Genomic DNA, 13828 nt, shown 5'->3' on the forward strand with positions numbered 1-13828 from the left:
TATCCTCGAATTACTTACAAAAAAGAAGAGAAAATTAATTCATCGTTATTCTTTGTTCAATAAATGAAAAAATCACTGTCCAATAGGTTTTCGGATCTTTCATCGATGCTTCCAAGTGTTCTGCTTCTGGAACAAGCAGCAGTGCTTTATCCCCTGCCGTAGCATTTTGAATCGTGTACGCTGCTTCTGTAGGGACAAAATGATCTCTTTCACCATGAATGACCAATAAAGGCAGATGGTTGCTGCCAAGCTGTCTCGTAGCTGATGCTTGCTTTAAGGAGTAACCGGCGTATTTCTGGGCATAATGATTCGCATATCTCATGACCATTTTTTTAGGAAAGACAGTGATTTTACTTAACATATATCGGAATTCTGCATAAACAGAAACATATCCGCTGTCTAAAATAAATCCTTTGACCGCTGATGGAAGTTTTTCACCACTTGCCATCATGATCGTAGAAGCTCCCATTGATCCGCCGTGTAAAATAATGGACGCATTCGGCTGTTCATCTAAGATGAGTTGGATCCAGGCAATTAAATCTAGCCGATCTAGCCATCCCATTCCGATGATTTCTCCTTCACTTTCTCCGTGCGCACGTAAATCAGGTACAAGAACGTTGAATCCTTTCTCTGCATATCTTTTACCTATATGAGACATGTCTCTTTTCCCTGTGCTTCGGTAATCATGTACGCAAATGACCCATTTATTCTGCTTATTTGGATGGATGAACATCTGACCAGCTAGTTTCAACCCGTCATAACTTTTGATTGTTTTGGGTGTTCCCTGCTCCCAAAAGCTTTCACACTCTTCTTCTAATTTTTGTCGTTTTTTTTCTACTGACGTGACTGCAGCAGGGTCCATCAAACGATGACCAGTGTCTTCATACCAGTCATATCCTCTCTGTACTCCCGCTCTTACTAATTTCTTTGCATAAAAATAAGAAAGAAAATGGTAACTGATCCCTATAATTATCAGAATAAGAATGAAATAAAAAATAACCATTGTACACCCGCCGCTTTCTGCCAAACTATAATCTAACTATTATCCAATGTACCGATCCATAGGATTCTTTATTTTCGGCACACGTAAATTCCATTTTTTTTTCATTGTATCATTTACTTAAAGTTCTCCTCAATAGATTTACTTGTAAGAGAGCATTTACATTCGCAATAAAAGCCAGTATACTAATTTCGTGCATTATAATCAAGACGCTCGTCTTGGACTGGTTCGGAAACTTCCCAGAATAAAAAACTAAGTATCTCTAAAGAAAGGAGATTGGAAATAATGCGAAAAGTAATTATTGATTGCGATCCAGGGATCGACGACACTTTAGCTTTATCATTAGCTGTCAAATCCCCTGATATCGAAGTAGTTGCTATTACCGTAGTTTGTGGGAATGTCCCTGCAGATATAGGTACGCAGAATGTGCTGAAATGCCTGGAACGCTGTGATCGTTTAGACATTCCTGTTTATCAAGGAATGGAAAAACCTTTGAAGCAACCTTTCATCAGTGCACAAGACACTCATGGTATGGATGGTTTAGGGGAAACAAATTTCCCGATGATCTTGAGAAAACAGGCAGAACCTCTCCATGCCGTTGATTTTTTGGCTGATTATTTCAAAGAAAAGACAAATACATCAGTCATTGCTTTGGGTCCTTTGACCAATATCGCTTTTGCTTTGAAAGTCAACCCAAATATTGGGAAACATATGGATCGTTTTGTCTCGATGGGTGGAACTTACAAAAGCCATGGTAACTGTTCGCCAGTTGCTGAATACAATTACTGGTGTGATCCTGAAGCAGCTTCTTATGTATTCGAGAATCTCAAACAAACGATAGAAATGGTTGGGTTAGATGTGACAAGAGAAATCGTCTTGACACCGACTATCCTCGAATACTGCTGTCAAATGAATCCTGAAGAGGGAGAGTATCTAAAAGCGATCACTCGTTTTTATTTTGACTTCCACTGGAAACAAGAAAGAATTTTAGGATGTGTCATCAATGATCCGTTAGCTGTTGCTTATTTTATCGAGGGGGCCATCTGTGAAGGTTTCAAAAGCTTCACTGCTGTGGAAACTCAAGGAATAAGTCGTGGACAAACATTGGTTGATCGTTATGAATTTTGGCAGAAACCTGCTAACAGTAAAATTATGACAAAAGTAGATACTCGTCTTTTTTTCCGAAAGTTTTTAACCGTTCTTTTAAATGCACAAGAAGAAACGATTATGAAAGATTTGGAAAGGTTAAAGATGGGCTAACAAAATGAATAAAAACAAAATGGCAACTCGCGTACTTACAGTGATGGCTTTGTGTATTGGGATCAATTATATTGGAGGAACGATTGCTTTATGGCTTCGTTTGCCAATCTATCTCGATTCTATCGGAACGATTTTTGCTGGTGCATTGCTTGGGCCTGTACCTGGAATGCTGACAGGATTGTCCAGCGGTATTTTAAGTGGAGTGACTACAGATATTTTTTCTCTGTATTATTCGCCAATCCAAATTCTCACAGGCTTGCTTGCTGGATTGATTTTGCCAAGATATCTCGGCAAAGATAAAAACAGCTTGAAACTGTTATTACTCGCTTTGATTTTGTCGGTACCTGGAACGATCGTTTCTTCGATCATTACCGTTCAGTTATTTGGCGGGATCACCTCCTCAGGATCCAGTATGATCGTTCAGCTATTACATGGGTTAGGTTTAAGTCAGACAACAAGTGTGATCTTGGTACAGGCAGGTACAGACTACCTTGATCGTTTGTTGTCTATCGTCGTTGTTTCATTAGTCATCACTATGTTGCCACAACGCTTGATATATTCAAAAAGAAAAATAGGCTGAATAAACAGAGCTGGATTAGCAAAATAATGCTAATCTGGCTCTGTTTTTTCATTTATTAAAAAAATCTTACGCTAAGTAGGATAAAATAATTCCTTGATATTTTTCAATCATATCCAAATAATTATCGATTTCAACATACTCATCTACTTGATGAGGCAAAGTAACGACACCAGGCCCAAAGACGACAAAGTCGAAGGAATGGTTAGCTTTCGTAAATTCGGCTGCATCCGTTGTTGCTGCCGCTCCAACTAAAGGTAATGGCTGGCTGAATTGTTGCTGAATGCAATGAATCAAAGGAGAATCTGGATCAGCTTTGACAGGTATTTTGTTGTAATCGATCATCAATTCCAAATGATAGTCTGTCTCTTGATTCAATTCATTGACGATTGATTGCAGCAATGCAATGATTTTATCATTTGGGTATTCTGGAATCGATCGAATGTTCCCTTGGAGCTGCGCATGGCTTGGGATGCTGTTGACTTGATTCCCGCCACTGATCAATGTAACATTATGGATTGTTTTTCCTAGGACAGGATTCTCGATTGTTTCAGCGAGGTGATTCATTTCAGCATTTGCTTTCGTAATGAATTCATTTAGGTGATTGATTGCATTATAACCTTGGTCTGGCATAGAGCTATGCGCTTCTTTTCCGTGCGAGGTGACTGTATAGTTGATTGATCCCATGTGCGTATACATCAAACTGTAATTGGTTGGCTCTCCGATGATCAAGGCATCTAAGTCATCTACATAGCCTGCTTTCGTGAGCTGTTCCCCACCTAGTTCACCCACTTCTTCTCCGACAGTGGCTAATAATTTGACTGTTCCGTTAAATGGTTTTCCTGACTCTTTCAGTTCGATCATGGCAATCACCATTGCTGCCAAGCCACTCTTCATATCTGTAGCACCACGTCCGTACAAACGGTTCCCATGGATTTCTGCTGCAAAGGGTGCATAGGTCCAAGACGATTCATCACCAGCCGCCACGACATCCATATGCCCAGATAGGCCTAACACTTTTCCTGATTGGCCCTTTTGGTAACGAGCAATCAAATTATCTCTACCATCTCTGTAAGAAACAATCTCTCCTGTTATGTCATGCTTTGCCAAAAGCTTATTCAAATAGGCTGCTACTTCACCTTCGTTTCCATTCACTGATTTAATTCGGATGATCTCTTGTAAAATCGCGATTTTTTCTTCTTTTTTCATCTAATCCTCTCCCTTGCCATTTCTTTTTATTGTATTTGAGTGTGCTCGAATTTTCAAATAGGAGCAACCAAAGTAAAAATGAAGAAAGAGAGCCACTTTATGAAAAATATGCTGCTACTTCCCTCCTATTTTATTTATACGAGAGGACTTGCTCATAGATTCCTATTCTACTGTTCTATCCTTAAAAGCTCTTATATGATGCTAGTTATTGTTAGCTTTCCTTTTTCAAGGATGATCTTTTCTTGTACCATTCTTTGTAAACATCATATACAGAAGCTAGTTGCAAAAAAAACTCTCTACCTGCTGATATTTCAGCAAGTAGAGAGTTCGATTACTTAACTAAGTGATCATACTCGACTATCTTTCAATAGTCGATCATGTATCTTCATTAGAAAAGAATTATTTGTTTTTTAAGTTGTAGAAAGATTTCAAACCTTTGTATTCTGCAACTTCACCAAGTTGGTCTTCGATACGTAGTAATTGGTTGTATTTAGCAATACGGTCAGTACGTGATAGAGAACCAGTTTTGATTTGGCCAGCGTTTGTTGCAACAGCGATATCAGAGATTGTTGAATCTTCTGTTTCACCAGAACGGTGAGATACAACTGCTGTGTAGCCAGCTTCTTTAGCCATTTCGATAGCTTCGAAAGTTTCTGTTAATGTACCGATTTGGTTCACTTTGATAAGGATTGAGTTAGCAATTCCTTTTTCGATACCTTCAGATAATTTTTGGGTGTTTGTTACGAACAAGTCGTCACCAACTAATTGAACTTTGTCGCCTAATACGTCAGTTAATTTCTTGAATCCGTCCCAGTCGTTTTCGTCTAATCCGTCTTCGATTGAGATGATTGGATATTTAGAAACTAATTCTTCGTAGAATTTGATCATTTCGTCAGTTGTTTTTTCGCCTTCGCCTGAATCAGCTAGTACGTAAACACCTTTTTCTTTGTCGTAGAATTCTGAAGAAGCAGCATCCATAGCAAGAACAACGTCTTTACCAGGTACATAGCCAGCTTTTTCGATTGCTTCGATGATTACTTCAAAACCTTCTTCGTTTGAACCAAGGTTTGGAGCAAATCCACCTTCGTCACCAACAGAAGTTGCTAATCCGCGAGCTTTCAAGATTGAAGCTAATGCGTGGAATACTTCAGCACCCATACGTAGAGCTTCTTTGAATGTTGGAGCGCCAACAGGCATGATCATGAATTCTTGGAAGTCGATTGAGTTATCAGCATGTGATCCGCCGTTGATGATGTTCATCATTGGTGTTGGCAATACTTTTGTGTTGAATCCGCCTAGGTAGTGGTATAAAGGTACTTCTAGGTAGTCAGCAGCTGCACGTGCAACAGCGATAGAAACACCTAAAATAGCGTTCGCACCTAATTTACCTTTGTTAGGAGTTCCGTCTAAAGCGATCATAGCTTTGTCGATAGCCATTTGGTCACGAACATCGTAGCCAATGATTGCTTCAGCAATGATGTTGTTTACGTTGTCGACAGCTTTAGTTACACCTTTACCGCCATAACGAGCTTTGTCTCCGTCACGTAATTCAACTGCTTCGTATTCACCAGTTGAAGCACCTGAAGGAACCATTCCGCGGCCAAAAGCTCCGCTTTCTGTGTATACTTCTACTTCGATTGTTGGGTTACCACGTGAGTCTAAGATCTCGCGAGCGTAAACATCAGTAATAATTGACATGTTTTGTCTCTCCTTTGAGTTTGTTTTTTCCTAAGGGATTTCCCTCATATACGATTTTAGTTAATTTTGCTCATTAGTGCAAACATTTCTTGCATTTTTCGCAAATTTTCAACAATTATTTTACAGCGTCTAACAATGACAAGAATGAATCTGCTTGCAAGCTTGCGCCACCGACTAAAGCACCGTCAACATTTTCTTTTGCCATGTATTCAGCAATATTTTCTGGTTTTACAGAACCGCCGTATTGGATACGAACTGCTTCTGATACTTCTTTTCCATAAAGTTTTTCAACTGTTTGACGTACAACTCCACAAATTTCGTCAGCGATTTGTGCGTCAGCTGATTTACCAGTACCGATTGCCCAGATTGGTTCATAAGCAATAACCATGTTTGACACTTGTTCAGCTGAAAGATCAGCTAAACCAGCTGTAATTTGTCCTTCGATCCATTCAGCAGTTTTGCCTGCTTCATAGGTTTCTAAAGATTCGCCACAGCATAGGATTGGTGTCATACCATTTGCAAAGATAGCTTTCGCTTTTTTATTGATGTCTTCGTCTGTTTCATGGAAATATTCACGACGTTCTGAATGTCCGATGATCACATAATGAACACCTAGATCAGCAAGAGCTGCTGGTGAAGTTTCACCAGTGAACGCACCTGAGTTTTCCCAGTAGCAGTTTTGTGCTGAGATTTTTAGTTCTGTACCTTCAGCTGATGTCATTAATTCTTGTAAGAATAATGCAGGAGATCCGATGACTGAATCAACTTTGTCATTTGAAGGGATTTTGTTTTTTACTGCTTCAGCAAATTCTTTTGCTTCTGATGCAGTTTTGTTCATTTTCCAGTTACCTGCGATAATAGGTTTACGCATTGAGGAACACACTCCTTAATTTATTGAAAAATGGCTAGGGAGTCATGAAAACTCCCTTCACCTTTTGATCGATTACTCGTCAGAATTGAGCAAACTTGGTCGTTTATTTATCGTTGATTGCTGCTAGTCCTGGTAATTCTTTACCTTCAAGCAATTCCAAGCTTGCGCCGCCACCTGTTGAGATGTGTGTGAATTTGTCAGCAAATCCTAATTGTTCTGCTGCTGCGGCTGAGTCTCCGCCACCGATGATTGTTGTTGCGCCTTCTAAGTTAGCGATTGCTTCACAAACACCGATTGTACCTTTAGCAAAGTTACTCATTTCAAATACACCCATAGGTCCGTTCCAAACAACTGTTTTTGCACCTTGTAATGTATCAGCAAATAATTTTACTGATGCTGGGCCGATGTCTAAAGCCATCAAACCATCAGGAATGTCTCCTTCGATTACTTGTGTTTCAACATCATTTGAAAATTCTGGTGCACAGACATTGTCGATTGGCAAGACAAGTTTGTCGCCTGCTTTTTCGATTAATTCTTTTGCTAGTTCCACTTTATCAGCTTCTACTAGAGAGTTACCGATCTTGATTCCTTTTGCTTCGTAGAATGTGTAAGTCATTCCGCCACCGATCAAGATTTTATCTGCTTTAGGAATCAAGTTTTCGATTACGCCGATTTTATCAGAAACTTTTGCGCCACCAAGGATTGCAATCATTGGTCGTTTTGGTTCTTCTACTGCTTCACCGATGAACTTGATTTCTTTTTCCATCAAGAATCCAGCAACTGTTGGGATACCAGTTGAAGCGATACCTACGTTAGAAGCATGTGCACGGTGAGCTGTACCGAAAGCATCGTTAACAAATACATCGCCTAATGAAGCCCAGTATTTACCTAGTTCTGTATCATTTTTGCTTTCTTTTTTACCGTCAATATCTTCAAATCGTGTATTTTCGAATACGACAACGTCGCCGTCATTCATGTTGCGGATTGCTTCTTCTAATTGTTCTCCGCGAGTTTCAGGTACGAATGTTACTTCTTTACCTAATAATTCGCCTAGACGTTTTGCAACTGGAGCTAAAGATTTTCCTTCTTTATCTTCTTCTGTTTTTACACGTCCAAGGTGAGAGAAAAGGATTGCTTTTCCGCCTTGTTCTAGAACGTAGTTGATTGTTGGCAATGCTGCTTTGATACGAGTGTCGTCAGTGATCACGCCGTCTTTCAAAGGAACGTTGAAGTCAACACGGACAAGAACTTTTTTGTCTTTTAAATCGATATCTTTCACTGTTTTCTTAGCCATTTTATTTCCTCCTGAATAAACTTATTATCAAAAAAAGCGGAAGAAGCGCGATTGCTTCCCCGCTTTTAAATGTACATGTCTATAATTTACACTTGTACGTTTGTCTATCTTATAAGTTAGCGAAGTATTCTAAAGTACGTACTAATTGTGCAGTGTATGACATTTCGTTGTCGTACCAAGCAACAGTTTTAACTAATTGTTTGTCGCCAACTGTCATTACTTTAGTTTGTGTAGCATCAAATAATGAACCGTAAGTCATACCAACGATATCTGAAGAAACGATTTCGTCTGTGTTGTATCCGTAAGATTCGTTTGAAGCTTCTTTCATTGCTGCATTGATTTCGTCAACAGTTACTTCTTTTTCAAGAACTGTTACTAATTCTGTTAATGAACCTGTTGGTACAGGAACACGTTGAGCAGCTCCGTCTAATTTACCGTTCAATTCAGGAATTACTAAACCGATAGCTTTAGCAGCACCTGTTGAGTTAGGAACGATGTTTGCAGCAGCAGCGCGTGCACGGCGGAAGTCACCTTTAGGATGAGGTCCGTCTAGAGTCATTTGGTCACCTGTGTAAGCGTGGATAGTTGTCATTAATCCTTCAACAACACCAAATTTGTCGTTCAATGTTTTAGCCATAGGAGCTAAACAGTTAGTAGTACATGAAGCACCTGAGATAACTGTTTCTTTACCAGTTAATGTTTCGTGGTTTGTGTTATAAACGATTGTTGGAACATCGTTTCCGCCAGGAGCAGAGATAACAACGCGTTTAGCACCAGCTGTTAAATGTTTTTCAGCTGCTGATTTAGAAGTGAAGAAACCAGTACATTCTAGAACGATATCTACGCCTAGTTCGCCCCATGGTAATTCTTCTGGGTTGCGGTTAGCTAATACTTTAACTTCTTTTCCGTTTACGTTGAATGAACCTTCATGAACTTCAACTGTTCCGTTGAAACGTCCTTGAGTTGTGTCGTATTTTAACAAGTGTGCCAACATTTTAGCATCTGTCAAGTCGTTGATTGCTACTACTTCGATTCCATCTACATCTTGGATACGACGGAATGCTAGACGTCCAATACGTCCAAAACCATTAATACCTACTTTAACTGTCATTTAAGATTTCCTCCTTATGAAAATCAAAAAAATATTTATTTTAAAGGGTTACCCCTTTTAAAATCTCATTTGCAGCAGCTTCATCAGTGATGAGCCACGTTTGTTTTGGTGCATTTTTCATATAAGCTCGAATTGCTTTGGCTTTTGATTTTCCGCCCGCGATTGCCATGATGATCGGGACTTTTTCCAAATCTTGCAATTCTATGCCGATTCTAGGGACCTTATAAACGACTTCACCTTTTTCATTGAAAAAGTAGCCAAAAGATTCCGCAACAGCATTTGCTTGTTTCAGCATGACTAATTCTTTTTCAGTCATCTTACGACGTGCTGCCATGTGTAATGCACGCCCAATACTATGAATAACACAATTCGCTTCACTAATCAAGTTTAAGACTTCTTGGATAGATGGCTCATTGAGTAAAGAATTGTAAGTTGCCAGACTTAATTGTTCCGGAACATAAAGTGCACGGTGGTTACCGTTTGCTTTAGCAGCCATTCTTGCACTGACAGAATTTGCCTGTACAGTTATCGCTTCACCAATCCCGCCTCTTGCAGGGACAAACAGGTTATGCCGTTTCTTATTTTCCAGATTAGACAATTGTTCGGCTACCACAGCCATAGTAGTTCCTCCCATCACAGCGATGATATTCTCGCCTTCTGGAAGTAGTCGGTCTAGGGCTTCGCTCAGCGCTTCGCCGAATGCATCAGCCACTTTGGTCTGCTCTTCGCTGTTTCCTGAAACAACGATACAGCGTTGGTTACCAAAATATTCTGCCAACTGTTGTTCGGTTTGATGCGTACCTAAAAGCTGATCCATGAAGTTTTCAAGGCTTTGATAAACTTCTTCGCCCTTAGTTGTCAGCGTCATACCGCTTTTTGAGGTGTCGATCAAATTCAGATTTTTCAAAAGATCTGTTTCTGTTCGCAATACTCGTTCTGTGATCCCCATACTTTCCGATAAACTTCGACGTCCAATCGGCTGCATCCAATAGATATTTCGTAAAATTTTATAGCGTTCTTGCAACACTTCGATAATATCTGGTGCAACAGATTCAATCATTTTTATTTCATCCAGCATAGCGATCTCCTTAGTTGGACACTTTACGTCCAATGTAGACTTAAAACGACCCATATACGATAAAAAAAGAAATTAACTATTCGAATTTCACATCAATAAAGGGAAATCTCAACCTCACGACTGTAAGTCTAACAGTTTTGCTCTCGTTTTTCAACTAAAAAGACTAGAAAAAGTGAAATACTTTTTCTAGTCTTTTGACTGATTAGTTATCATAACGTTTTCTTTTTGATGAACTCGGGATTCCTAATAAATCACGATATTTTGCTACTGTTCGTCTTGAGATCGCTATCTCATCTTTTTTCAGCAATTCAACCAATTTCTGGTCAGACAACGGCTTGTTTTTGTCTTCTTGATCGACTAATTCCTGCAGCTTTTTCTTCGCTGTATCTGCTGAAAGGTCTTCTGTCTGTTCTGTACTATTCGTAGGAATTCGTGTAGTGAAAAATTTTTTTAATTCAAATACACCGAAGTCTGTTTCCAAATATTTCCCGTTGACTGCACGACTGACCGTGGATTCATGCACATCTATCTCAGTTGCAACTTCCTTTAACGTAAGAGGCTTGATTGGACGTTCCTTGTCGATAAAGAAAGCTTTTTGCCGGGAAACAATGACTTGAGCAACCCGCAAAATTGTATCCCCACGTTGTAGGATCGTTTTCTTCAACCATTCGAATTCCTGTTTCCGTTCTTTTAAATAATTTTCAGTTTCTTTATCTGCTTGTTGTGACATTTGTTTGAAGTAACTCTCTTGAAAGCGTATATTTGGCTGATTTTTTCGGTTTGAGATAACTTGTACATTTTTATCGTCGTCCACTAATACCCGGACATCAGGAATAATGTACAATTCGCTGCTACGGTCGAAAATCCGGCCAGGGCTTGGACTCAACGTTTGTAAATAGTCGAATATCTGCTGAACAGCATGTAGATCAACAGAAAAACGTTGTGCGATTTCTTTCCATTTTCGCTCCACCAGTTCCTCAAAACATTCTTCCAACACGATATAAGCTAATTCCGGCGCATAATCATCTCGTTCTGTTTGAAGCATGAGACATTCTTGCAAACTACGTGCACCTACTCCAGCTGGTTCTAATTGCTGAATCAGAGTCAACGCATCGAGCATTTGGATAGGCGTAGCTCCAATCTCTTTTCCGGCTTCTTCTAAACTAATCGTCAAAAATCCGTTCAAATCGATGTATTCTACAAGATAAAGAACGATTTTCCTCAAAAAAGTATCTCGGTAATTCAAATGGACTTGTTCGATCAATGAATCAAATAAAGACCCTTTTGTATCAGGAATCTGATTTAGGTAATTTGTCTCTTCTCCTTCATAAGAAGATGAAGAAGCTTTTATGTAATCTGGCTGCCATTCCGGCTCAACAACTTCCACCAATGGATTTTCCATTGCTTGATTCTCAACGAATGCCAACAGCTCCTCACTGTTATATTGTAAAACTTGGATGGACTGTTGCAACTGTTGCGTCATGGCTAGTTTCTGTGTCTGCTGCTGTTTTTGTGAAAAATTTTGCTCAAATTTCATTTTTTTGTCCAATCCCCTTGTAATTTTTTATCTGTTTAGTTACAATTATCCCAGTGCTTGCGTCCTTAGTGTAGTGGATATCACGTAAGATTCCGGTTCTTGAGACGGGGGTTCGATTCCCTCAGGACGCGTTCTACTGCTATTTTAGCATAATTTACGAATAGTTGCTTCTTTATTTTTAAGTGAAAACTGTCCGCCAAAGAAAATTGGTGGACAGTTTTTTGTTGTACCTGTATAGATATTGTTAAGCCTTTGCAAGTAAGGTAGTTATGTGTTCAACTACTTATTAAAATGTGTTATTTATTAAAGATACTTGTCTCACTTACTGAACTGGCCGATGATCGTTTCTGCCATAATAGTTCTCGACAGCCGTTGGATGCCCTAATAAATCCCCAACTGTCGTGATGCGATACCCTTGCTCTTTCAGATAATCGATCACTTGAGGAACGGCACGAATCGTTTCAGGATAGATATCATGGAATAAAATAATTGCCCCATCGTATACTGTTGCTTGGATCTTCTGCAAAATCAAATCAGGATTTCTTGTCTTCCAATCTTCTGAATCAACAGACCATTCGATGATCGGTCGCTGGATGATCGTTGCTCCTACATTCGTGACAGAACCATAGGGCGGACGAACAAAAGTGGGGGTTTTGCCAGTGACTTTTTTGATCTCAGTGTCTGCTTTCGTCACTTCCTCCGTCATCGACTGGGCAGAAAGAGTGGCCAGATTCTGATGATCGTATGTGTGATTGCCAATCTCGTGCCCTGCTTCAGCTGTCTGCTTCACGATTTCAGGATGCTGCGCCGTATTTTCTCCTAAGACGAAAAAAGTGGCATGCACGTTTTTTTCTTTTAAGATTCGCAGAAGCTGCGGTGTTGTGGTCGCTCCTGGTCCATCATCAAAGCTGATTGCGACGCTTTTGACAGCCGGATCTCGGCTCGTTTTTGTACTGTCTTGTGTTGATTGTGATGACTGACTTTGTACCTTTTCCGCTGATTCTTGAATGGCTTCTTTGACGTTAGCTGTTTCAGTTGATTGGCTTTTAATGGTTGATTGTTCTGATTGTTTGAAAGATTGTGACGAATGCTCCGAAGAGTGTGTTTGTCCTTTTACTTCGGTGATCAAGGAGGCCACCGAAGTAATTTCGAAAAACAAAAGCACGGATAAAGCAATAATACTGATAACTAAATAATTTCTTTTCACTATATCTCTTCTTTCTCTTTTTCTCTTCTTATTATTTACTTGTACTTACTTGAAAATTGAAACTGCTAGTCGCAACTACTTCTCGTCTAATGATCCAAATAATCTTCCGATGCCAAAATCGTTTTTGTCACGGACTTAGGAATGACAAATTCTGGTGTACCCATATAACCAGGAGCAATTTCGTATTGAGAAAAAGTCAAAACTAATTGATGCTCTTTGTTCAAATAAAAACTTCGTGTAGGCGTAACAAGTGTTGGTTTTTCTATCGTCCCTTCTTGAATATCTTGCTCAGTCCAATAGTACTTAGATGGATCTTCCTTGACTTGTTCGGCCATCTGCCGTTTGACTTCTTTTGTCAAAACAGATAGATAGGTGTCATCTTTGAATAAAAGTGGAAGTGAGAGCTGGACACTGTTTTTCTTGTCGATTGTGTCGTATCTTTTTTCAACATGGCTATCTGCTGCTGTTTGGGTGATCTGCCTTTCAATCACGAGAAACCGGTTATCGTCTACGATTTTCTGATAATCTCCCAAAACTTGGTAATGATCCGTTTCAAAATTTCCATATTCTTTTTCAGCTTTTTCAAAATCTGCTTGTCCTTCGCGAAAGTATTTTTGATTTAATCCATGAATTGTTTTATTTTCTTTCTCATTTTGTGTATTGATCTTCGGTACCTGAATATCGATTTTTTCAGATCGATCAGTAAAGCGTTCGCCTAAGATCAATTCAATGACTGATCCTAAGATGGGTAAATCTTCTGCAAAGCTTCGAACTTGACTATTAAAAAGAAGGCTACTTGTTGTAATCATTACGATAGCCAAAGATACTCCGAACCCTTGGAGACGTCTCTTTCTCCGCTTTGCTTTTATAAATGATTGCTCTTCGATAATAAAACGCTGGCGGATCTCCTCTTTAAGCCCTTTGGGAATTGCTTGTTCTTTATAAGTTTTCTTTAGTTTTTTTAAATTTTCTTTTTGGGAATACAT

General features: G+C 39.4%; 12 protein-coding genes, 1 tRNA gene and 1 riboswitch. Of the genes, 3 read left to right on the forward strand and 10 right to left on the reverse strand.

The annotated features are described in order from the left end of the window. Nucleotides 1–34 precede the first annotated feature (34 nt). Complete coding sequence (locus OZ002_RS06070; protein WP_002289477.1) at nt 35–1003, reverse strand: alpha/beta hydrolase; 969 nt, start codon at nt 1001–1003, stop codon at nt 35–37. 214 nt (nt 1004–1217) lie between these two features. Beyond that, a riboswitch (PreQ1 riboswitch) is annotated at nt 1218–1262 on the forward strand. Nucleotides 1263–1285: 23 nt separating this feature from the next. Here OZ002_RS06070 and OZ002_RS06075 point away from each other — a divergent pair. Beyond that, the gene (locus OZ002_RS06075; RefSeq protein ID WP_002296444.1) at nt 1286–2260 is read left to right on the forward strand and encodes a nucleoside hydrolase; all 975 of its coding nucleotides are present in this window, start codon (nt 1286–1288) and stop codon (nt 2258–2260) included. Nucleotides 2261–2264: 4 nt separating this feature from the next. Then, nucleotides 2265–2840 carry an ECF transporter S component gene (locus tag OZ002_RS06080; RefSeq protein ID WP_002289479.1) on the forward strand — a complete coding sequence of 192 codons (576 nt, stop codon included), beginning with the start codon at nt 2265–2267 and terminating at the stop codon, nt 2838–2840. A gap of 66 nt (nt 2841–2906) precedes the next feature. Here the strand turns inward: OZ002_RS06080 and OZ002_RS06085 are convergent, their stop codons facing one another. From OZ002_RS06085 to rpoN, 7 genes are all read right to left on the reverse strand, one after another. After that, entirely contained in the window at nt 2907–4046 is a 1140-nt protein-coding gene (locus OZ002_RS06085; RefSeq protein WP_002295137.1) for an ArgE/DapE family deacylase, read from the reverse strand. Between the two features lie 399 nt (nt 4047–4445). Further along, nucleotides 4446–5744 (reverse strand): phosphopyruvate hydratase, encoded by a 1299-nt coding sequence (gene eno / locus OZ002_RS06090; protein WP_002292812.1) that lies wholly within the window; start codon nt 5742–5744, stop codon nt 4446–4448. A gap of 115 nt (nt 5745–5859) precedes the next feature. Next, the gene (gene tpiA, locus OZ002_RS06095) at nt 5860–6615 is read right to left on the reverse strand and encodes a triose-phosphate isomerase (protein WP_002292815.1); all 756 of its coding nucleotides are present in this window, start codon (nt 6613–6615) and stop codon (nt 5860–5862) included. Between the two features lie 103 nt (nt 6616–6718). Then, entirely contained in the window at nt 6719–7909 is a 1191-nt protein-coding gene (locus tag OZ002_RS06100) for a phosphoglycerate kinase (protein WP_002295135.1), read from the reverse strand. Between the two features lie 109 nt (nt 7910–8018). Further along, nucleotides 8019–9020, reverse strand: coding sequence for a type I glyceraldehyde-3-phosphate dehydrogenase (gap, locus tag OZ002_RS06105; protein ID WP_002292818.1), 1002 nt, complete (start codon nt 9018–9020; stop codon nt 8019–8021). Nucleotides 9021–9060: 40 nt separating this feature from the next. After that, complete coding sequence (locus OZ002_RS06110) at nt 9061–10152, reverse strand: sugar-binding transcriptional regulator (protein ID WP_002321448.1); 1092 nt, start codon at nt 10150–10152, stop codon at nt 9061–9063. 148 nt (nt 10153–10300) lie between these two features. Beyond that, a complete protein-coding gene (gene rpoN / locus OZ002_RS06115) occupies nt 10301–11635 on the reverse strand; it encodes an RNA polymerase factor sigma-54 (RefSeq protein ID WP_002295132.1) in 1335 nt (444 codons plus the stop codon). A gap of 59 nt (nt 11636–11694) precedes the next feature. Here rpoN and OZ002_RS06120 point away from each other — a divergent pair. After that, nucleotides 11695–11766 (forward strand) — tRNA-Arg (locus OZ002_RS06120). A gap of 191 nt (nt 11767–11957) precedes the next feature. Here OZ002_RS06120 and OZ002_RS06125 read toward each other — a convergent pair. Further along, on the reverse strand, nt 11958–12842 hold the full coding sequence (locus OZ002_RS06125) for a polysaccharide deacetylase family protein (RefSeq protein ID WP_002295129.1): 885 nt from the start codon (nt 12840–12842) through the stop codon (nt 11958–11960). Between the two features lie 86 nt (nt 12843–12928). After that, nucleotides 12929–13828: an RsiV family protein gene (locus OZ002_RS06130; RefSeq protein ID WP_002296447.1), complete on the reverse strand. Its 900-nt coding sequence runs from the start codon at nt 13826–13828 to the stop codon at nt 12929–12931.

The sequence above is a fragment of the Enterococcus sp. E4-150 genome (genome assembly GCF_035726465.1).
Lineage (GTDB): Bacteria > Bacillota > Bacilli > Lactobacillales > Enterococcaceae > Enterococcus_B > Enterococcus_B faecium.